The sequence below is a fragment of the Marinomonas communis genome (assembly GCF_004363305.1).
Lineage (GTDB): Bacteria > Pseudomonadota > Gammaproteobacteria > Pseudomonadales > Marinomonadaceae > Marinomonas > Marinomonas communis.
This window is the reverse complement of sequence record NZ_SNZA01000006.1, coordinates 139,602-160,590: the sequence shown is the minus strand read 5'-3', so window position 1 is coordinate 160,590 and position 20,989 is coordinate 139,602. Positions and strand designations below refer to the sequence as shown.

The window sequence follows — 20,989 nt, the reverse complement described above, 5'->3', positions numbered from 1 at the left end:
AACTCTAGCGGTATTTTGATTTTGGTATCTAGGTAGGAATAATGGCGCTATTTAGCGCCATTGATGGATGCGGGCGAGGGTTAAATGACGTTCTCGTTCTGCTTGGTCAATCGTCATAAAGCGGAAGCCGATTTTATCCCCAGGCTTTTTCTGTGACAGAAAGCCCCCAGAAATACTCGTGACACAGCCAATTTTAGGGTAACCGCCGATGGTCTGACGGTCTCTGAGTAAAACGATGGGATTGCCATCACTGGGGATCTGAATCGCACCATAGGCGATGCCTTCAGAAATGATGCCCGGCTGATCTTGGCCAACGGCTTGGCCTTCCAACCGATAACCCATGCGATCACAGTTTTGGCTAAGAGTGTAGTCGCTGTTAAAGAAGCGGGCACGATCTAGACCAGAAAAACGGGCGTACTGATACCCTGTAACGACATCGATCTCGGCTTGCTCATAGTTTGGAATGGCTAATCTAGGCAAGTGTCTTGGCGTGTGGTTTGAGGTCGCGTGAAAGGGCAGTAAGTCGCCTTTTTGAACCTTGCTTCCCTTGCCATCAAAGCCTCCCAAGGATTCACGCGTGACGGTAGCGACACTGCCAAGCACTGGTGTAGCCAGGAAGCCGCCCTTGACAGCCAGATAGGCCCTCAAGCCGAATTTAGGTTGTTGGAAGTTAAGCACATCTCCTGCTTTGACCTCATAGGTTTGCCACGGCATAACTGCTTCGCCGTTAATCGTTGCTCCTAAGTCAGCCCCCGCAATCGCAATGCTAGTTGGCTGTGTAGCTTCTAATGAGAGCATACCAAACGTAATTTCTAGTTGTGGTGCATTATCTGGGTTATCCAGCAGAGCATTGCCCCATCGAAAAGCGACTTCATCCATGGGGCCGCCCGAGGTAACCCCTAAATGCTGGTAGCCATGTCGCCCGAGATCTTGCAGCAATGTCAGCATGCCGGGCTTTAATACCTTAAAAGCCATCTAGATTCCCCCCTTGTGCTAAAAACTCTTCTTTAGTCATAGGTTCAAAGCGAACGCTGTCTCCTGCATTGATCAGCGCTAAGCTATCACTTGCCCAGTTCACCAGGGCAATAGGGGTGCGCCCGAGGATTTGCCACCCTCCAGGGGTTACACTTGGATAAACCGCTGTTTGACGCTCGGCGATGGCCACACTTCCAATGGGAACTTTTAAACGAGGTGTTGTTTTACGTGGCACGTGCAAGGCTTCTGGCGTATTACCAAGAAAGGCAAAACCGGGAGTGAAGCCAATAGCGTAAGCTCGATACGTCGTAGTGCTATGGAGTCGAATCACTTCATCTGTGTCTAGCTGACAATGCTTTGCGACATCTTCCAAGTCTGGCCCGACCTCTGGGCCGTAATACACAGGAATGACGACTTCCTGGCTGACACGATTCCCTGCACTGGACCAATCAATAGAGGCTAAAACTCCCTGAAGGGCTTTCTGAATAGCAAAACGGTCAAAGCAGCTGGTATCAAATACCACCAATAAAGTGGTGTATGAAGGGATCAGGTCAATAATCCCCTCAAGCTCGCGAAGCGCAGTGGTCACGAGACTGATCTGATCTGCCACCGCATCACTGATGACGTTTGAAAACTGTAGTAAGCACGCTTGATCGCTCACTAGGCTGATTTCAATAGGAGTGGCTGTGGCAGCAGATGCTTGGTTATCCTTCATAAGGCACTGGCACCATCAACCACTTGGCGGATACGCTGGACGGCTTCTACGGCATGAGCGCCATCACCATGGACACAAATGGTGTCGGCCTGAATCGCTAATAACTGACCGGATTCAGTGGTTAACGCGCCTTGCTCGCTAAGCTGCAGCACTTGTTGCTCAATCAAGTCAAAGGTCTGATGCACCGCACCGCTTTGTTTACGTGGCGTGAGGCGGCCTTCATCCGTATACAGGCGATCGGAGAAAGCCTCGAACCAAAGTGTTAACTGGTATTTTTCCGCTAAGGCTCTAACTTGATCGGATTCTGGAATGGCCATCACCATCAGAACCAGCGTCGGATCCAATTCGCTGACTGCTTGCATTACGGTTTCCAGTACCGAGAAATCCGCCATCATCGTATTGTAAAGTGCGCCATGTGGCTTCACGTAGGTGACCTGAGTCCCATGAGCTTTACAAATACCTTGTAATGCACCCACTTGATATTGAATAAGGGCTTTTAGCTCTGTTGGCGCAATGTCCATGTTACGGCGACCAAACCCCACCAAATCAGGATACGCTGGGTGCGCGCCAATGGTGACATTATGTTGTTTCGCAAGCGCGACGGTTTTGCTCATGGTCAGTGGATCTGAAGCATGGAAGCCGCAGGCAATGTTCGCTTGATCAACGTATTGCATGATTTCTTCATCCATGCCCATTTTCCATGTACCAAAGGCTTCGCCCATATCACAGTTTAATTTCATAATAGCCTCCGTTAGCGTTGCGACATTGTGGTGGGTAAGTAAGTGACGATTTCAGGGAACAGCGTCACTAAGACGATAGCGGCACCGATCAATAAGAAGAACGGCAGTGCTGCACGTGCGACGTATAAAATATCGCGCCCGGTAAGGGATTGGATCACGAATAAGTTGAAGCCTACTGGTGGTGTAATCTGCGACATTTCCACAACCAGCACGATGAAAATACCGAACCAAAGAAGATCAATACCCGCGGCATCCACCATCGGAAGAACCACTGCAACCGTCAGTACCACGACAGAAATCCCATCAAGGAAACAGCCCAAAATCACAAACAGCACGGTTAGATATAGAATCAGCTCCATAGGTGACAGGCTCATGCTGCCAATCCAAACCGCTAATTCTTTCGGGATGCCTAAGAACCCCATCGCAAGGGTTAGGAAGTGAGCACCAATTAATATAAAGGTGATCATACAAGAGCTTTTTACCGCGCCCATTAGGCTTTCCATAAAGCTACTGACGTTAAGAGAGCCAGTCACCGCGGCGATGATCAATGCGCCAGTTACGCCAATGGCAGCAGCTTCTGTCGGTGTGGTAATACCGCCATAGATCGAACCTAGGACAAAGCCAATCAGCCCCACGACAGGTAGCAACTGCTTTAGCGCTTTGAATTTTACGCTCCAACTGACTTGTGCACGCGATTGTTGCGGTAATTCATCTTTGTGCATCAGGCCCCAAATCATGGTGTAACCCATAAAGAGTGCGACTAACAGTAATCCAGGAAGTGCTCCCGCAATGAATAAGCGTGCAATCGATACTTCCGCCGCGACGCCATAAACGATCAAGATAATAGACGGTGGAATTAAGAGACCTAATGTACCTGAGCCTGCCAATGTGCCGATTGCCATACGCTCGCTGTAACCTTGCTTTTTAAGCTCTGGCAAGGTCATACGACCAATGGTCGCCGCGGTGGCTGCGGAAGAGCCAGATACCGCAGCAAAGATGCCACAGCTTAAAATATTGACGTGGAACAGTTTGCCAGGAACGCCTCCTAACCAAGGAGATAACCCTTTGAATAAGTCTTCGGACAAACGGGTACGGAATAACACCTCACCCATCCAGATAAACAACGGCAATGCTGTGAGAGACCAAGCGGTGCTGGCACCCCATGAAGATGTCGAGAATAACAACCCGATTTGATAGTTTTCGGAAAGAATCAGCCCCAAACCACCGATAAAAATTAGGGTAAAAGAGACCCAAACCCCTAGCGCCAGCATGGCAAGCATACCGACCGCGAGAATAATTGAAATAAGTGTTAAGTCCATGGTTATTCCTCCAGAGACAGTTCGTCTTCATGACGAATATAGTGTGGGGATTGACCACGAATCGCACTGAGCCAAGCGTCCAGCACAGCAAGTGCTAAGGCAATGGAGCCTAGGGCGACACTCAGTTGAGGAATCCATAAGGGAACAGGGGTGTAGCCGTATGACACTTCTTCATAAATGTAAGATTCATACACCATGTAGCAGCAAGCGTAGGCGACAAAGGCGCTTAGGATCAGACCTAATGTCAGTACGAAGGCTTCTTGTACTTTACGCGGGCCTTGGTTGAGGCGTTGAATCAACAATGTGACTCGAATGTGTCCGCCTTCGTGAAAGGTATACGCCAAGCCGAAAAAAGTCGCTGCGGCTAAGGCAAAGCCCGCAAAATCTTCAGCAGAAGGGACGATAAAGCCGAACAATCGCCCAACAATTTGGGCAAGCAGTAGCAGAGTAATGGCGACGATGCATAGGCCAGAAAGCCATCCTGACATACGATAGCAGGTATCTTTGAAATGTTTCATGGTGCTCTCTTCTTGAACAGTGTCTCCCTCTGATACAGAGAGAGGGAGACTCAGGTTGCGCGAGAAACGCTTATGGCTGGTAACGATCTAGGATAGCGCCCACTTCTTGTGGATCTTCGGCTTTCCACTCGGACACCATGGTATTACCAATCGCTTGAAGCTCTTTGATTAGCGCCTCGGACGGATCGGACACATTCATACCGTTGTCGATTAACTTCTGCTTGTCGTTAGCAGCGCGCTCTGCGACTTTTTCCCAACCCAGTGCTTCAGCATGTTTTGCTGCGTCTAAGATAGCCGTTTGAGTGTCTTTATCTAAACGGCGGAATGCACGTTTGTTAACCACGATAATGTTCTTTGGAATCCACGCTTTGACATCGGTGTAGTAGTTCACATAGTCCCATGCTTGGCTGTCGACACCGGTTGAAGGAGAGGTGATCATGGCTTGGATGATACCCGTGCTGAATGCTTGTGGGATATCCGGTACTTGGATGGTTGTCGGTGTAGTGCCCATTAGATCAGCAAGACGGGAGGTCGATGGGCTGTAAGCACGCATTTTAGAGCCTTCAAGATCGCTTAGTTGTGACACTGGCATTTTGGTGTAAAGGCTTTGTGCTGGCCATGCCACCGCGTACAGTAGCTTCATACCACTTTTATCCAGTTGTTTTTCAACGGCTGGTTTAGCGGCTTCCCACAGCGACTTCGCGTCCTCGAAAGACGTCGCTAGGAAAGGGATATTGTCATGTTTAAAGACTGGGTGCTCGTTACCCAAAATACCTAGGAATACTTCACCAATTTGTACTTGGCCAGTTTTCACCGCACGTGGGATCTCTGTGTGTTTTACCAAAGAACCCGCTGAGTGAACGGTAATGTCCAGCTCTCCACCGGTTTTCTCTTTGATTTCTTCAGCAAAACCGTAAGCAATTTGAGTCGGCAAGTTGCCGTCACCATAAGGTGTTGGCATGTGCCATTTATCTGCCATTGCAGAGGTAGAGAGTAAGCTGCCGAACACTAACGCTGTTGTGATTTTTTTCATTGTTCCTTGTCCTTTCAAAGTGAAGGGTTAGATTTATTTTTGATTATAAAAATCGCCATGCAGAGTTAGGGCATCTGCACGGTAAAGCAGACACTAAAAGACCGCTAAGTCAGTATCGAGAATATCAGTGACCAGCATCTTACCTGGTGCGTGGGTGATACAGATCGGAGGTTTGGCATTGCGAATCGCCAATTGTGGTGTCACGCCACAGGCCCAAAATACCGGCACTTCACCTTCTCGAATGCTGACCGCATCACCGAATTCTGGCTGGGTTAGATCATTGATACCGATGACTTCTGGGTCGCCAAAATGAAGTGGTGCGCCATGGGCTTTAGGAAAGCGTGTGGTAATTTGAATCGCCCGAATCGCGTCTTTTGGTACATAGGGGCGCATGGTTACTACGGTATTACCGTAGAAGCGTCCAGCAGGCGTCGTTGCGATATTGGTCTCAAACATGGAAACGTTAACGCCTTCCTCAATGTTACGAGGCGTTAAACCAGCTTGAGATAAGGCGTGTTCGAAAGAAAAGGAGCAGCCTAAGACAAATGCGACCATATCGTCTTGCCAAAGCGCTTCAATGTCCGCACGGCTTTCTACTTTTTCACCGTTGCGATAGACATAGTACTCAGGAATATCGTGACGCATATCGATGTCTTCGCCCAACATAGGCATGCGGTAATCGCCAACTTCTGAAACACCGATTAAAGGGCAAGAGATAGGGTTGTTCTGACAGAACAGTAAAAACTCATTTGCGTACTCAGCAGGTAAAATCACCACGTTACCTTGCATTGCTCCCGTTGCTAGGCCACTCGTCGGGCCAGTGTGCTCTTTACGACGTATCGCTTGGCGGAGTTCTGAGGTCTGTTGCAACAAGGTTAACGATGACTGAGGCATGACTGTTTTCCTAATTTTTATCACAGTTGGGTTGAATCAAGAGTAGAAGCACACCCTATAAAAAGTCTAATCGTGTTTTTTTGGTATTTTTGATCAATTTTTTTTATCAAGTGTTCATTTGGGCGTATTCATTAGCGGTTTCCACGGCGATTTTCGCGGCGACTTCTGCGATGGGGTTAAATGGCTCGTCCGAATAGGATGCGGTGAATTTTAGCTCTGATGGCGTCCAAATGGCGCGAATGCGTTTGAGTGTTCCTGCTTGCAGAGCGTCTTCAATCATTACGTCTGGCATGGTAGCAACGCCTACCGCATCCAGCGCCAAACTGCGACAGGCAGCGAGCGAGGTAGACGCAAAAAAGTGCGCTGGAGGCCCTTCTAACTCCCTGAATTTCTGAGAGATTTCAGCGTAAGGTTTACTGTTTCGGGCATAGGAGATGATCGGCCAAGGAGCCAGTTCTTCGAGATACAGCAAACGGTCAGGTAAGTTAAGCATTGGGCTGGCTACCCAAGAAAGTGAGAAGGTACATAAGTCTAAATTGACAATGCTCGGATCATTAATAGGCCCCATTAAAAGCCCCAAATCGATGGAGCGGTCTTTGATCCCTGCTGAGAGTACAGTGGTGACTTCGACCGTGAGTTCTACGTCTAGTTTGGGCATTTCATTGTGCAAACGAGATAAAAACGTCGATAGCCATGTGTGAGCAATGGTTTCCGAAACGCCAATACGAATCACACCCGAGTATGCGGTTGTACTTTCTGCTCGTTTACGTAGCTGTTCCGATTGGTACAAAATCTTCTCAACGTAAGGCAGTAAGTCTTTGCCTTTAGCGGTTAGGGCGATGGGGGCTGAGCCAACTTCCCGTTCAAAGAGTTTCACCCCCAGTTCGGATTCCAGGGCTGAGATGCGTGCAGAAATCGCGGGTTGCGTGGTGTGCATGCGTTCTGCTGCCTTACGAAAACTGCCAAGTGAGGCGACCCAAACAAAAGTCTCTAAGCGTTTGTAATTCAATGAACTTCTCCCTTTTACCTGACACAGCAGAATAACGGGCTTTAAACCTCTAAGCCAGACAAGTGTGACGCTCTTTCCCATGTTATTGCCGAATCATTGCGTCCAACTCTCTATCTATGCTGGTACGGGTTTTGTATGCTCTGTTACTCCTAATGGAGAGCAAAATGAATAAACTGATTTCCTTAATGTTAAAAGGCTTGGTGGCCGTTTTACCGATTGGCCTGACGATCTATTTTATCTATTGGTTGTTTACCACGGCCGAAACATTGGTACGCCCACTGGTGTTGTTAGTTTGGCCAGTTGATTACTATTTTCCTGGGCTCGGAGTGTTAACCTGCCTAGCGGGATTGGCACTGATTGGCTTGGTAGTGAACTTTTATGGGATTCGCTACCTAATGAAAGTAAGCCAAACAGTATTTGAGAACATCCCCTTAGTAAAATCGATCTATGGGGCGCTACAAGACATGATGACAGTGTTCAGTCTGTCCAATAAGACTGAACAGCAGAGTGTGGTGTCGTTAGAAATTCAAGGCATGCAGGTCATTGGTTTTGTTACTGGTGAAAAAATGGGGCAGCGACTGTTTGGCGACGCGAATTTAGTGGGTGTTTATCTCCCTTTGAGCTATCAAATTGGCGGTATGACGGTATACGTTGAACGAGATAAACTGACGCCTTTAGATGTAACGATGGAAGAAGGTATGCGTATCGCGGTCACAGGCGGTGTGCAATCAAAGACGAAATCATGAAGCAATTAGAAGACATTACGACATTATTAGAAGAGCAGGGCTATCCTGCTAAATTAAAAGCCTTCCCACGCCGTATTTATGTTGGCTCAATCGGATCATTTTACGGCGTCACCATTGTTCAAAATGAACAAACTGGCGAGCTGAAAGTTTCCTATCAACCACTAATATTGCTGATTGGTAGTGTGCTGCTGATTTATAGCTTCATTATCAGCTATGGCAATGATGACATGTTGTCCGCTCTGATCGGTATTACTGCCGCATCGGTGATCGCAAACTTTTTCAAATCTCGTAAAAAGAAACAGGAAATCGAAGCGGTATTGGCGCAACTTAACTCGCAAGAGTAGCGTATAGCGAGATATTGGCTTCGTTGAAAAAAGGGTTTCAAGACAGACTTGAAACCCTTTTTTCGTTTTATAAGTTCGATAAGGGACAAAATATTGTTCAAATGAAAGATATTGGTTTCATTTGAAATTTAAATATCATCAAAATGAAACATTACGCACGTACATTGACCCTCGTTTGATGCGTTATGACGAATACTTATTCCATTTTTGGCTTACAACGAGGGTTATTAGCATGAGTTCACGTGCATTGGTTTCATTAGCGGTAGGATTAGCGGTTTCAGGCTCTGCGATGTCTGCGACACAGATTGAGTGGTGGCACGCAATGGGTGGCGCTAACGGTGAGAAAGTTGAAGAAATTGCGCAGGCATTTAACAGTGCCCAAGACTTGTATGAAGTAAAACCGGTTTACAAAGGTAACTACACTGAAACCATGACGTCAGCGATTGCGGCGTTTCGTGCTAAGCAGCAGCCAGCGATTGTGCAGGTGTTCGAAGTTGGTACGGCGAGCATGATGGCCGCAGAAGGCGCGATTTACCCAGTTTACAAATTGATGCGTGAACAAGGTCAGCCATTCAATCAGGATGACTACCTAAGCTCTGTAACGGGTTACTATACAGATCAAGATGGCAACATGCTTTCTATGCCATTCAATAGCTCAACACCTGTGCTGTATTACAACAAGGAACTGTTTGCGAAAGCTGGCGTGTCGGCACCAAAAACTTGGGAAGACATGGAAACCGTATCGCAAAAGCTACTGGATAGCGGTGTGGAGTGTGGTTTCACTACCTCTTGGCAGTCTTGGATTCAATTAGAAAACTTAAGTGCACGTCACAATGTGCCTTTTGCAACGAAGGCGAACGGTTTCGCTGGCATGGACACTGAGTTTGCGTTTAACGGTCCTGTACAGGTTGCGCACATCTCGAAAATGAGTGAGTGGCAGCAAAACGGCATCTTCAGCTATGGTGGCCGTCGTAGTGATTCTGCACCGAAATTCTACAGCCAAGAATGTGCGATGTTCATGGGTTCTTCTGCAGGCTATGCCGGCATGAAGCGTAATGCGAAATTTGATTTTGGTGTGTCGCAATTACCTTACTGGGCGAGCCAAATCGATACCCCACAAAATACCATCATTGGTGGCGCATCACTTTGGGTGCTTCAAGGTAAGAGCGATGCAGAATACCAAGGTGTAGCGACGTTCCTAAACTTCCTGTCTCGTGCAGACATGCAAGCTGACTGGCACCAATTCTCTGGCTACCTACCGATCACTCATGCAGCCTACGATCTAACTAAAGGTCAAGGTTTCTATGCTGCGAACCCAGGTACGGAAACAGGTGTGATTCAAATGACTTCGGTGGCCCCAACTGAAAACTCTAAAGGTCTACGCCTAGGTAACTTTGTTCAAATCCGCGACATCATCAACGAAGAGCTAGAGTCGGTTTGGAGCGGTGATGCGGACGCTCAAACAGCCCTAGATAAAGCGGTTGAACGTGGTAACGCGTTACTACGTAAGTTCGAAAAAGCGAATAACTGATCATCACTTCCTCACTCTTGAGGTGCCTCCCTCTCTTGGAGGGAGGCTTTTTTGCTTTGATGTTTGCTCTGAATAGCTGAGTGCGAGTATGTCCGTACATTTTCCACAAAAGAAGTTGCCGTATTTGCTGCTGTTACCACAGTTAGTGATTACCTTTATCTTCTTTTTATGGCCTGCCGAACAGGCCATTGAACAAGCGTTTTATCAAGAAGACGCCTTTGGTCTAAGCCGTGAATTTGTCGGTTTAGATAACTTTATCGATATTTTCCAAGACCCACAGTATTACACCTCGATCGGTGTGACGTTGATATTTAGCTTTTCGGTGGCTTTTCTTGGTATGGCGTTAGCCTTGTGGCTGGCCGTGATGGCCGATCGTGTGATTCGAGGCAAATTGGCCTACCAGACGTTGCTGATTTGGCCCTATGCCGTCGCCCCTGCGTTGGCTGGTGTTTTGTGGTGGATTCTATTTGACCCAAGTATGGGGCCCGTTGCGCTCTGGTTAGAAACGGTTGGTGTCGAGTGGAATCATTTTTTAAACGGTGATCAGGCGATGATTTTGGTGGTGATTTCTGCCACTTGGAAGCAGATCAGCTACAACTTTTTATTCTTTTTAGCGGGCCTTCAAGCGGTGCCACGTTCTTTGATTGAAGCGGCTGCGATTGATGGTGCCAGCCCTGCAAAACGCTTCTGGGACATTGTGTTTCCGTTGCTATCACCGACCACATTCTTCTTATTGGTCGTGAACTTGGTGTATGCCTTCTTTGACACCTTTGGTGTGATCGATGCGACCACTCAAGGTGGTCCGGGTGTGAGCACCGCCACCATGGTGTACAAGGTCTTTAATGATGGCTTCATTGGTCTGGATCTAGGCAGCTCCGCGGCGCAATCTGTGGTGCTAATGGGATTGGTGGGCATTATGACGGTGGTTCAATTTCGTTACATTGAGCGCAAGGTGGAATACTAATGATTGAAAATCGTCCTTGGCTAACGGCCATTAGCCACCTTTCCCTACTCTTGGGCATCGCCATGGTGGCATTGCCTGTCTGGGTGGCGCTAGTTGCGTCGACGCATCCTACGGAAGCCTTCGGTTCAGGGGAAATTCCACTCTGGTTTGGTGATCAGGCGATCCAAAACTGGGGCGCGGTGTTGTTCGCTAAAGCAGGGAATGGCATCGATGTTCCAGTGTGGTCGATGATGCTGAATTCGCTGGTGATGGCATTGGGTATTACCATTGGCAAAATTGCTATCTCCATTTTATCTGCTTACGCGATTGTGTTTTTCCGTTTTCCATTTCGAGGCACAGCGTTCTGGGTCATTTTCATTACCTTGATGTTGCCCGTTGAAGTGCGCATTGTGCCGACTTATGAAGTGGTGGCAAACCTCGATATGCTCAACAGTTATTCAGGTTTGGTACTGCCTCTGATTGCCAGTGCCACGGCAACGTTTTTATTCCGCCAGTGTTTTATGACGGTGCCCGGTGAATTAGTGGAAGCGGCTCGCATCGATGGTGCAGGACCGATTCGTTTTTTCTTTGACATCTTGATGCCATTGTCGCGCACCAATATCGCGGCCCTGTTTGTGATCATGTTTATCTATGGCTGGAATCAGTATTTGTGGCCGTTGATCGTGACCACAGATGATGCCTATTACACCTTGGTTATGAGTATTAAACGGATGCTCTCTGTGGAGCAAGGCGATGTGGAATGGAACCAAGTTATGGTCACCACATTATTAGCCATGCTACCGCCAGTATTAGTGGTGGTAGGCATGCAGAAATTATTTGTTAAAGGTCTGGTGGACGCGGAGAAGTAGCATGTCAGATTTAGTCTTAGAAAATATTGGAAAAACCTACGCTAACGGATATCACGCGATCCCCAGTATTGACCTGAATATTGAACAAGGTGAATTCATCGTTTTAGTGGGTCCATCCGGTTGTGGTAAGTCAACCTTGCTACGTATGGTGGCAGGCCTAGAAACCATTACCCAAGGGGACTTGCTGATCAAAGGCGAGCGGGTGAATGACAAAGAGCCTGCCGCGCGTGACATTGCCATGGTGTTTCAAAACTATGCGCTTTATCCACATATGTCCGTGTACGACAACATGGCCTATGGTTTGAAAAACCGAGGTGTGAATAAAGACGAGATCGACACCAAAGTGAATGCGGTCGCCGTAATGCTGGGTCTTGAAGAGCTGTTGAGCCGTAAACCGAAGCAATTGTCAGGCGGACAGCGTCAGCGTGTTGCCATGGGGCGTGCCATGGTGCGTGATCCTAAGGTCTTTTTATTCGATGAGCCCTTGTCCAACTTAGACGCAAAACTACGTGTGCAAATGCGTGTGGAGATTCGCGAGTTGCAGCGCAAGTTGGGAACGACCACGCTATATGTGACCCATGACCAAGTTGAAGCCATGACGTTGGCCGATCGGTTGGTGGTATTGAATAAAGGTCATGCGGAGCAGATTGGCACCCCGATGGAATTGTATGATCGCCCTGCATCGACGTTTGTGGCGCAGTTCATCGGTTCACCGTCTATGAATCTTATCCCCACGTCGGTGAAAAGTGAGTATTTGCAATTAAGTGTGGATATCCGCTTGCCTTGTCCACAGCTTGCGGATCAAAAACTTATTTGGGGAATTCGACCTGAGCATGTGGAAATCTGTGCTGCAGAAGAAGCCGATGTCATGCTGAACGTGAAAGCAGTGGAAGCCTTAGGTGCGGAAACCTTAGTCCACGGTAGCCTTCAATTAGGTGACGGCAACACGCCAAACTTTGTAGTACGATTGGCAGGACATCATACGCCTAAGTTGGGAGAGCGTTTGCCCCTTAGGGTTCCTAGATCCGCTTGGCATTTATTCGATGCTGAGACCCAACAAAGGGTAGAAAAATCATGCAACTAAGCAAAGTTATGGGGCACCGTGGGGCGGCATTGTTAGCGCCAGAAAATACCTTGGCATCGATTAAAGCTGCAGCGAAAACAGGCGTGAAATGGGTAGAAATTGATGTCTACCCAATTGCTCAAGGCGGCCTTGTGATCTTTCATGATGATACCTTGGACCGTTGCACCAATGGTTCTGGAGTGACGGCAGACGCAGAGCTTAAAACGGTCTTATCTTTGGATGCTGGAGCTTGGTTTGGTAGCGAGTTTTCAGGGGAAGGGGTGCCCACACTTGAGCAGGCGATAGCGTGCATTCAGGATCTTGGTTTAGGGCTTAACTTAGAAATCAAATACGAAGGCACAGATGTCGAAGCAGTGGTACCTCCAATTTTGGCCACGTTAACAGCGCTTTGGCAAGACCCTGAGATGCTGATGATTTCAAGCTTCAACTATCCAGCTTTGGAAGTCTGCCACCGTTTAAACAGCACCCTTTACTTGGCTTACTTGGTGGAAGATGTACCGCAGGATTGGCAGGAGAAACTCTCTGGCATAGCGGCGTACAGTTTAAACTGTGACTATTCGCAATTAACTGAAACGCAAGCGCGAGCTGTAAAAGAGGCAGGCTATAAATTGCTTTGCTACACAGCTAACACCACCGATGCGGTTAAAGATCACTGGCAGTGGGGCATGGATGCGGTGATCACTGATGATCCTAACCAGTTTATGCATTTGGAGTCATGATTTGAGTTTAAATGAACGTCAGTTGCACATCTTAAATTGGGTGCAGCAGTGCGATTTATTATTGGTTGAGGACATGGTGGAACGCTTCAGTGTGTCCTCACAAACCATTCGAAAAGACATTAATCAGCTGGCTGAAAAACACTTGGTCAGACGCCAGCATGGCGGCATTGCGCCAGTATCCACAGCGGAAAATCTACCCTTCGCGAATCGCCAATTTTTGAATAGTGATGCGAAGCAGAAAATCGCTCAACAGGTGGCGCAGGCCATCCCTAATGGTGCGTCGGTATTTTTAGGTATAGGCACGACGGTGGAGTACGTGGCGAAGGCGTTACTGAATCATCAAGAGCTGCAAGTGTTTACCAATAACCTGACGGTCGCTACGTTGTTTGCAAACCGCCAAGACATTCCTGTAAGACTAACGGCTGGGCGTATGCGTCATCGTCATTGCGATTTGGTGGGAAGCGATGCCATTGAGAGTATGCGAAAGTATGTATTTGATTACGGCATTTTAGGCTGTGGTGGCTTACACGAAAGCTATGGCATTCTCGATTTTGATCCAGACGAAGCCAATCTAAGTCGTGTACTGATCGAGCAGAGTCGTCATGTGTTGTTGGTGGCAGATCAACATAAGTGGGGGCGTAAAGCGAGCGCCTGCGTCACATCCTTTGCCGCAGTGGAAGCTCTATATACGGATGTTATTTCTGTCGAGCAGCGTCAATTATTGGGGCAACAAGGAGTGGACATTGTGCTTAGTGAAGAGTCAATCAAACATGCCTAAACCATTAGTGGATTTACCGCAGACAACACTCAAGAACGTGCGTTATGTGCTCACTGACTTTGATGACACGCTAACGCTTCATGGCCGTTTGCCGACGGCAACACTGAATGCCTTATATCGATTAGAACAAGCAGGGGTTAAGGTAATCCCTGTCACCGGTGGCTGTGCTGGATGGTCGGATATGATGGCTCGAGTACTACCCGTAGCAGGCGTTATCAGTGAAGGGGGAGGCGTATTCCTAGAGCCAAAGTCCAGTGTGATCCATTATCACTTTTTGAATGCTGAAGCGGCTATGTGTACAGAGCAAGCGTCTCTGTTAGCAACGGTTCAAGCAGAGTTGGTGCATTTTCCTACTTTGGCTTTGGCAAAGGACCAAGCTTATCGACTAACGGATGTGGCGATCGATTATGCACAGCAGGTGCAACCCCCCGCTCATCAAGAGAAAGAGGCGTTACTGGCTCTTTTACGAGAGAAAGGTTTGAATGCGAAAGCATCTTCCATTCACATCAATGTTTGCCAATCGGGGGTAGATAAAGTGGTCATGGCGCGTCATGTGCTGACGCACTTTTTCCAACTATCTATGGCGCAAGCCCATCAACAGGTTATCTACGTAGGCGATGCTCCCAATGACGAGTCGATGTTTGCGGAGTTTCCTTTAAGTGTCGGTGTAGCGAACATCGCGCCACATTTAACAACGCTTAAGCATCTGCCGGCTTACCTAACCGATGCCGAAGGTGGAGAAGGCTTTGCCCAGCTAGCGGATTACCTGCTATGTCATCAAGACTAACAACACACGTAGCGCTTGAAGCATAAAAAACGCTGCCAGATGGCAGCGTTTTTTTGTGGTTTAGAATAAATTCTCAATGGCAATATTGCTTGAGGGGGCCGATTCCGTGGTGGTATCCGATGAGCGCTCCTGCGGTGCTGGTCGCGTCGCAATCCTTCTTGCCGGAATGTGGTCTTTGCGGAACAACTCAAATATGGCGTTCTTCTGCCCTGGGTACGCTCGCTCGCCAGTCGTCGGGTCAATTCGAACGGTCACTAGCGATGAAGGTTTTTCGACATAGCTTGGCGCGGTATCCGCTAAAGTGGGTCGCATGTAATTGATCCAAGTAGGTAGGGAAGCCGAGCCACCCCATTCGCCACGGCCCAATGGTGACATGTCGTCAAAGCCGGTCCAAACCGTTGTCACAACATCACCATTAAAGCCAGAGAACCAAGCATCACGACCGTCGTTGGTGGTGCCGGTTTTACCTGCAATGTCGTCACGTTCTAACACACGGGCACGACGTCCTGTGCCGTAACGAATCACGTCACGCATAATGTCGTACATGATGTAGTTCACCTCGGCATCCAAAACTCTTGGCGCTACCGGAAGTTCAACGATGCCTTGCTTACGATCGAACAGGCCTTTTGTCGGACTGTCGATGTCTATGCCTTCAAGCAAAGTGCAGTCCTTACAAACTGTCATGGGTTCAGCTTGGAACACCGTTTCACCTGAGCGGTCTTCGATATGATCAATCAAATAAGGTTGAACGCGAAAACCACCGTTTGAGAAGACAGTGTAGCCGGAGGCAATTTGCAATGGAGAGAGGTTAGCGCTACCCAATGATAGGGATAAGTTATGTGGCAATTCGTTCGGATCAAAACCGAAGCGCTTAATGAAATCGAGTGTTGGTCGAACCCCCATTTCATCAAGCAAGCGAACGGAGACTACGTTTTGAGAACGATACAAAGCTTGGCGTAATCGCGTAGGGCCGTAGAATTTGCCACCGTCATTGGTTGGGCGCCATGCGCTGGCTAGATTGCTGTCATGAAACACAACTGGTGCGTCATTAATGACACTCGCTGCCGTATAACCGTTGGCCAGTGCACTAGAGTAAATGAATGGCTTAAAGTTCGAACCAGGTTGGCGTTTAGACTGGGTGACACGGTTGAATTTATTGGCGAAGAAGTTAAAACCACCGACAAGGGATTCAATCGCACCATCACGACTATCGAGAGAAATTAATGCACTTTGTACGGCAGGTGTTTGTGCGAGGCGCCAAGTTGTTTCGTCATCAGGACGCAACTGGATGATATCGCCAGGAACCATGACATCGCTGACTACCTTGGGTTTTGCACCATGAGCGTTTTCATTTAGGTAAGGTGCTGCCCAGTTCATCGCTGCGAAAGGTAAGTCCACAGCACTGCCATCCTGCAGGCGCACAGTCGCTTGCTCATCTTCGGTGCTTAAAACTAAAGCCAACGTCCAATTAGGGATGTTATCAAACTCGCTAAAAGCGGCTTGCTGATCCTCTAATGCGGCATTGATAAGATCGGTACGAGTGTCCAATGTGCCGCGGTAACCGTGACGCTCATCATAGGCAAGTACACCGTTGTAAACAGCTTGATTGGCGTCTTTTTGTCGTTTGGAGTCGATGGTCGTGTATACCACAAGACCTTCTGTATAAAGCTTGTCACCGTAAGTTTGGTACAGCTCATGGCGCACCATCTCAGCCACATAATTGGCTTCCACATCTGCTTGGATACCATAGTTTTTCGCTGTAACAGGGGCTTCGACAGCATTTTGGTAGGATGTTTTATCAATCATCCCCAAGGTGAGCATGCGCTGCAAAATCCAGTTTCGGCGGATCAGTGCTCGAGATGGGTTGGCTACAGGGTTATAGCGTGATGGCGCTTTTGGCAATCCGGCAATCATAGCGTATTGTGCGAGGGACAGTTCGCTAAGATGCTTACCGTAATACACTTGTGCTGCCGCATCAAAACCATAGGCGCGTTTGCCTAGGTAAATTTTATTCATGTAGAGCTCTAGAATTTCGTGCTTGCTGAGCTCTTGCTCCATCTTCAAAGAGATAAAAATCTCCGTGAATTTACGCATGAAGGTCTGTTCAAAAGATAGGAAATAATTTCGCGCGACCTGCATGGTGATGGTACTACCGCCACTCTGTATTTCACCACTGGTAACCAGTTGGTATGCAGCACGTAATAGCCCCATGATATCCACACCAGGGTGGTGGTAGAAATTACTGTCCTCGGCTGCGAGTACGGCATTTTCTAGATCTTTGGGAATGTCCTCATAGCTAACTGGTGTACGACGTTGCTCGCCAAATTCTCCAATAAGCTGCTCGTCGCGAGTATAGATGCGCAACGGGATCTGCAGCTCAATAGCTTGCATTTCTTCTTTTGTTGGAATGCTATCTTTCACTTGTTGGTAAACCGCAAAGACAATTCCGGCAGCTGCCAATGCACCAAGTAAAGCGAGAATAAAGAGAATTTTGAAAGTTTTGGCCATGATCGGTCACTGATTAATTCGTGTGCGATCGATTATACCTGACTTAGGTTCGCCTTGGAGACTTGTCGAGGGGAATTTTCGTGTTATCTTCTTGTAAAGATATGGTGGCGAATGCAGAAAACGATTTGCTTAAGCCATGCTACCAACAATGTATTTTGAAGAATGACATCGATTCACGGAGGAAGACATGTCTATTATCCCTCGTCCCAGCTATCTGGTTTGGCATGATGACGCTTGGCGCGCGTTTTCCCGCAAAGCGTTGATTCGCGCACTGTTAGCTCCGCAACCCCCCAGAGAAACAGATCTTTGCATTGAGCATTTACGACACAAGTTAATAGAGTATGTCGAGGCTGCGTCGCATGTTCCTGAGACCTTATTGATTCCAGATGTTTGGTTACAGTCCGTTACATGTGATCTAGGAGAGCCGTTACCGGAAGCCTTACTTGGCATCGCAGCTCAAACCCACGCCGGATTAGCCTTGTCTTACTCTGAATTAGAGCAACAGTTGGCGTACTGGCAAGACTCGGATAATTTGCTGCATGTTTCGGTGTTAGCGAATACTTACTATCTAGAAATTATAGAATTAGGCTTCCGTTCAGTTATCAGTTTCCGACTGGCACGCTTGAGTATTCTACAATCAAGGCATAAAAAACTGGCTAACTCTCTACGGTTTCATCCTTACAGTGAGTCCTATGTCAGCCAACAACATTGGCAACGACAGCAACGTAGTTACCTGTATTCCATTGCCAGCTTCGCGCTTCTCGCAAGCCTCTTGGGTAGTGTTATTTGGCAAGGTATCCCATCTGCTCCTGAGCCATTTATATGGCCTTGGCCGGCACCACAAACCTCTATGATCAATACGGGGTTTAGTTATCTCCAGACGTTGCCACCGACACTACGATTGGAGCGTGTCGAGTTCCACTCTCATCAGGTCCAGCTGGCTGTAACGGGGCCAGAAAAAGCATTAACGCTATGGCTAAATCACTGGCCAAAAAACTTGCCCGCGTTAGAGGTAGTGTTGAATGACGAGGTGATGCCGTGAAGCTAAAGCTACGACAAAAGATACTCTCGCTGCGTACCTTACAGGGCATACTTTTGCTGGAAGTGCTGATCATTGGTTGGGGATTACATGCTCTTTTCACCCTAAAGACCGAGCGTCAGCAAGACGTGAATACCCATATGTATGCCTCCAAGCAATGGCAAAAACTCGAAGCAGCCTTAAGTCATTTATCGGATATGCCAATGGTTAATGTATTGCGAGAGAAGGGACGTATTACCGGCATGCAGATGCAGGACACAAAAAGTTTAGCTGAATGGCGTCAATTACTGATCTCATTGCAGCACGATTACTGGTTACATCCAGTGCATATGTTGTGGCAGCGACGTGGTACCCAGTGGCAGGGCGATTTAACTTGGCACTTTACGAAACCGGCTACCCTCAAGCCAGAGCAAAATTGGCTCCCAGTGCCCGAGCAGTCTTCTTGGCCAAGTGCGGGTGAACTGCTAACGACTGTGCGTCATAAACAAGCGGCGGCCTTGCTCAATGTCGATGGTGAAGAGGGCTGGTATCTACAAGGTCATTGGCTACCCAGCTTGCATGCAACCCTCACCCATATTGATCAAAATTCTATTACATTTGCCAATGTCCAAGGTGAACAACGTCAGTTACATCTGGATAATCGATGGCTAGAACCTTCACAACAGGAGGGGCACTGATATGCAGTGGAAACGTTATCTTGTGCTGGCCTGTATATTCAGCGTGAGTCAGATGGGCTTTGCTTTGGATGTTTTTGTCCGACAGCAGCCGCTACAACAAGTTCTGCCCCAGCTGGCGGCGCAGTTGGGTGCCAGTGTTGTGATTGATCCCACTATTGAGGGTGATATTTCCTTATCGATTCGTGACGCCACTTGGGAGCAAGTGCTTTCTTCCGTGGCGCAACAGCAACAGCTTGCTCTGCAATGGCAGGATAATATTGGCATTCTGAGCACGAGAACCGCTTCATTAGACAGCGTTGCTGAACCCACCGAAGTGGATTGTCAGTATCATATCTGGCATTTAAAACATGCAAAAGCTGGACAAGTCGGAGCGCACCTTCAGCACTTCTTCGCAGATATAAAAGTGATTGTTGATCCTCGAACCAATGCCGTTATGACATGCTACTGTGGTGATGAAACCGTTCTAACACAATCGATTACTTGGCTGGACAGTCCGGTTCGGCAGATTGAAATTGCAGCCGAAATTGTCCAAGTGAACGATTCAGTACAAGAGCAATTAGGTGTCAATTGGCAAGCTACGCTATTAGACAGTGCACAGCAAGGTGGCAGTGCTGATGTGAGCTTAGGGATTGCATCGGCACCGGTGTCGCTTGCTCTATCAGGACGATCGGGAACCATGAACCTGTCTGCGACTTTGGATTGGTTGGAGCGTAATGGCTCCGCTAACATTATTGCAAGGCCCAAAATTGTGACCTCTGAAGGACAGTCAGCGCGCATTGAGTCGGGTACCGAAGTGCCTTACCAAGTTATGAACGATGACAGTTTAAGTGTCGAGTTTCGTCAAGCGGGATTGGTGCTTGAAGTAACACCAGAAGTAAAAGATGCGACAACCTTATTGTTGAATCTAAAAATCCATCAAGACTCAGTAGGGGATATGGTGAACGGCGTTCCCAGCCTAGAAACCAATCGCGTGCAAACTCAGGTAGAAGTACAGAACCAAGAAACACTGGTGTTAGGAGGCATTTTTCGCGAGGAACGCTTAGTGACGGTAAGCAAAGTTCCAGTGCTCGGAGATGTGCCTTTATTAGGTGGTTTGTTTCGACAACGGACGGAACAACAAGAAAAAAGGGAACTACTTGTATTTATTACGCCAAAACTGCTAAAAATGTCGGTAAACTAGGCAGCAGCCGAAAACAGTTAACTTCGAAGTATTAAAAAAATGATTAACGCCCCGACAATTATATTAGTGGGCCCAATGGGGGCAGGGAAAACTACCATTGGACGCCTTCTGTCGCAGCAGCTGGACAGAGAATTTTTCGATTCTGATCGGGTGATTGAAGAAAAAGCTGGTGCAGACATTCCTTGGATCTTCGAAAAAGAAGGTGAGGAAGGGTTTCGCCGTCGAGAAACACAGACGTTGCAAAGTATGTTGGATGAAGACCAACAGCCGATTGTATTGGCGACCGGTGGCGGCATCGTGATGAAAGAGGAAAATCGTCACATGCTTAAACACCAGCCTCTGGTTGTGTACTTATTTGCATCGGTTGCTCAGCAATTACAGCGAACATCGAAAAGCAATAATCGTCCATTGCTCAAGCAAGGGAATCCGAAGGAAACGTTAAATCGTTTATTTTCAATCCGGGATCCGTTATATCGCGACGTGGCATCGGTTATTGTGGAAACCGACTCTCGTCACCCTAAAACGGTGGCCAATAAAGTTATGGACGCGATTAAAAAGCATTTAGCGGCGGAGGTTTAAAC

General features: G+C 47.9%; 22 protein-coding genes. 13 read left to right on the top strand and 9 right to left on the bottom strand.

Translation table 11 applies throughout. The features are described 5' to 3' along the window. Positions 1 to 51: 51 nt before the first annotated feature. The 8 genes from C8D85_RS15985 to C8D85_RS15950 form a co-directional block, all read right to left on the bottom strand. Positions 52 to 975: a 5-oxoprolinase subunit C family protein gene (locus C8D85_RS15985; RefSeq protein ID WP_133564629.1), complete on the bottom strand. Its 924-nt coding sequence runs from the start codon at positions 973 to 975 to the stop codon at positions 52 to 54. Then, positions 965 to 1,690: a 5-oxoprolinase subunit PxpB gene (pxpB, locus tag C8D85_RS15980; protein WP_133564627.1), complete on the bottom strand. Its 726-nt coding sequence runs from the start codon at positions 1,688 to 1,690 to the stop codon at positions 965 to 967. Before pxpB ends, C8D85_RS15985 begins: the two co-directional genes overlap by 11 nt. Further along, a complete protein-coding gene (locus C8D85_RS15975) occupies positions 1,687 to 2,430 on the bottom strand; it encodes a 5-oxoprolinase subunit PxpA (RefSeq protein ID WP_133564625.1) in 744 nt (247 codons plus the stop codon). The genes pxpB and C8D85_RS15975 overlap by 4 nt, the downstream gene beginning before the upstream one ends. A gap of 11 nt (positions 2,431 to 2,441) precedes the next feature. Then, positions 2,442 to 3,749 (bottom strand): TRAP transporter large permease, encoded by a 1,308-nt coding sequence (locus C8D85_RS15970; protein WP_133564623.1) that lies wholly within the window; start codon positions 3,747 to 3,749, stop codon positions 2,442 to 2,444. 2 nt (positions 3,750 to 3,751) lie between these two features. After that, entirely contained in the window at positions 3,752 to 4,267 is a 516-nt protein-coding gene (locus C8D85_RS15965) for a TRAP transporter small permease (RefSeq protein WP_211342218.1), read from the bottom strand. 70 nt (positions 4,268 to 4,337) lie between these two features. Then, positions 4,338 to 5,300 (bottom strand): TRAP transporter substrate-binding protein, encoded by a 963-nt coding sequence (locus C8D85_RS15960; protein ID WP_133564621.1) that lies wholly within the window; start codon positions 5,298 to 5,300, stop codon positions 4,338 to 4,340. A 93-nt stretch (positions 5,301 to 5,393) separates the two neighbouring features. Continuing rightward, positions 5,394 to 6,194, bottom strand: coding sequence for a putative hydro-lyase (locus C8D85_RS15955; protein WP_133564619.1), 801 nt, complete (start codon positions 6,192 to 6,194; stop codon positions 5,394 to 5,396). Between the two features lie 106 nt (positions 6,195 to 6,300). Beyond that, the gene (locus C8D85_RS15950; RefSeq protein ID WP_133564617.1) at positions 6,301 to 7,203 is read right to left on the bottom strand and encodes a LysR family transcriptional regulator; all 903 of its coding nucleotides are present in this window, start codon (positions 7,201 to 7,203) and stop codon (positions 6,301 to 6,303) included. A 164-nt stretch (positions 7,204 to 7,367) separates the two neighbouring features. On the opposite strand from C8D85_RS15950, the gene C8D85_RS15945 reads away from it, so the two are divergent. The 9 genes from C8D85_RS15945 to C8D85_RS15905 all read left to right on the top strand — a co-directional run bounded on the left by C8D85_RS15945 (position 7,368) and on the right by C8D85_RS15905 (position 15,004). Beyond that, positions 7,368 to 7,949 (top strand): DUF502 domain-containing protein, encoded by a 582-nt coding sequence (locus C8D85_RS15945; RefSeq protein WP_133564615.1) that lies wholly within the window; start codon positions 7,368 to 7,370, stop codon positions 7,947 to 7,949. Beyond that, the gene (locus tag C8D85_RS15940; protein WP_133564613.1) at positions 7,946 to 8,293 is read left to right on the top strand and encodes a hypothetical protein; all 348 of its coding nucleotides are present in this window, start codon (positions 7,946 to 7,948) and stop codon (positions 8,291 to 8,293) included. Before C8D85_RS15945 ends, C8D85_RS15940 begins: the two co-directional genes overlap by 4 nt. 232 nt (positions 8,294 to 8,525) lie before the next feature. Continuing rightward, positions 8,526 to 9,824: a sn-glycerol-3-phosphate ABC transporter substrate-binding protein UgpB gene (gene ugpB, locus C8D85_RS15935; protein WP_211342217.1), complete on the top strand. Its 1,299-nt coding sequence runs from the start codon at positions 8,526 to 8,528 to the stop codon at positions 9,822 to 9,824. A gap of 88 nt (positions 9,825 to 9,912) precedes the next feature. After that, positions 9,913 to 10,788 carry a sn-glycerol-3-phosphate ABC transporter permease UgpA gene (gene ugpA / locus C8D85_RS15930; RefSeq protein ID WP_133564611.1) on the top strand — a complete coding sequence of 292 codons (876 nt, stop codon included), beginning with the start codon at positions 9,913 to 9,915 and terminating at the stop codon, positions 10,786 to 10,788. Further along, positions 10,788 to 11,636, top strand: coding sequence for a sn-glycerol-3-phosphate ABC transporter permease UgpE (gene ugpE, locus C8D85_RS15925; protein WP_133564609.1), 849 nt, complete (start codon positions 10,788 to 10,790; stop codon positions 11,634 to 11,636). Before ugpA ends, ugpE begins: the two co-directional genes overlap by 1 nt. A gap of 1 nt (position 11,637) precedes the next feature. Beyond that, entirely contained in the window at positions 11,638 to 12,720 is a 1,083-nt protein-coding gene (locus tag C8D85_RS15920; protein ID WP_133564607.1) for a sn-glycerol-3-phosphate import ATP-binding protein UgpC, read from the top strand. Continuing rightward, positions 12,711 to 13,439 carry a glycerophosphoryl diester phosphodiesterase gene (locus tag C8D85_RS15915; protein ID WP_133564605.1) on the top strand — a complete coding sequence of 243 codons (729 nt, stop codon included), beginning with the start codon at positions 12,711 to 12,713 and terminating at the stop codon, positions 13,437 to 13,439. The genes C8D85_RS15920 and C8D85_RS15915 overlap by 10 nt, the downstream gene beginning before the upstream one ends. A gap of 1 nt (position 13,440) precedes the next feature. Further along, complete coding sequence (locus tag C8D85_RS15910) at positions 13,441 to 14,217, top strand: DeoR/GlpR family DNA-binding transcription regulator (protein WP_133564603.1); 777 nt, start codon at positions 13,441 to 13,443, stop codon at positions 14,215 to 14,217. Next, entirely contained in the window at positions 14,210 to 15,004 is a 795-nt protein-coding gene (locus C8D85_RS15905) for an HAD-IIB family hydrolase (protein WP_133564601.1), read from the top strand. The genes C8D85_RS15910 and C8D85_RS15905 overlap by 8 nt, the downstream gene beginning before the upstream one ends. Before the next feature lie 60 nt (positions 15,005 to 15,064). On the opposite strand, the gene C8D85_RS15900 is transcribed toward C8D85_RS15905, so the two are convergent. Beyond that, on the bottom strand, positions 15,065 to 17,512 hold the full coding sequence (locus C8D85_RS15900) for a penicillin-binding protein 1A (RefSeq protein ID WP_133564599.1): 2,448 nt from the start codon (positions 17,510 to 17,512) through the stop codon (positions 15,065 to 15,067). A gap of 187 nt (positions 17,513 to 17,699) precedes the next feature. Here C8D85_RS15900 and C8D85_RS15895 point away from each other — a divergent pair, with 187 nt between their 5' ends. From C8D85_RS15895 to aroK, 4 genes are read left to right on the top strand one after another with little or no spacing between them, the layout of a single operon-like run. Continuing rightward, the gene (locus tag C8D85_RS15895; protein WP_133564597.1) at positions 17,700 to 18,554 is read left to right on the top strand and encodes a hypothetical protein; all 855 of its coding nucleotides are present in this window, start codon (positions 17,700 to 17,702) and stop codon (positions 18,552 to 18,554) included. Continuing rightward, positions 18,551 to 19,228, top strand: a complete 678-nt coding sequence (locus C8D85_RS15890; protein ID WP_133564595.1) for a hypothetical protein — start codon at positions 18,551 to 18,553, stop codon at positions 19,226 to 19,228. Before C8D85_RS15895 ends, C8D85_RS15890 begins: the two co-directional genes overlap by 4 nt. A gap of 1 nt (position 19,229) precedes the next feature. Next, the gene (locus tag C8D85_RS15885) at positions 19,230 to 20,408 is read left to right on the top strand and encodes a type IV pilus secretin PilQ (protein WP_133564592.1); all 1,179 of its coding nucleotides are present in this window, start codon (positions 19,230 to 19,232) and stop codon (positions 20,406 to 20,408) included. A 39-nt stretch (positions 20,409 to 20,447) separates the two neighbouring features. After that, the gene (gene aroK / locus C8D85_RS15880) at positions 20,448 to 20,987 is read left to right on the top strand and encodes a shikimate kinase AroK (protein WP_133564590.1); all 540 of its coding nucleotides are present in this window, start codon (positions 20,448 to 20,450) and stop codon (positions 20,985 to 20,987) included. The last annotated feature ends 2 nt before the right edge of the window (positions 20,988 to 20,989 follow it).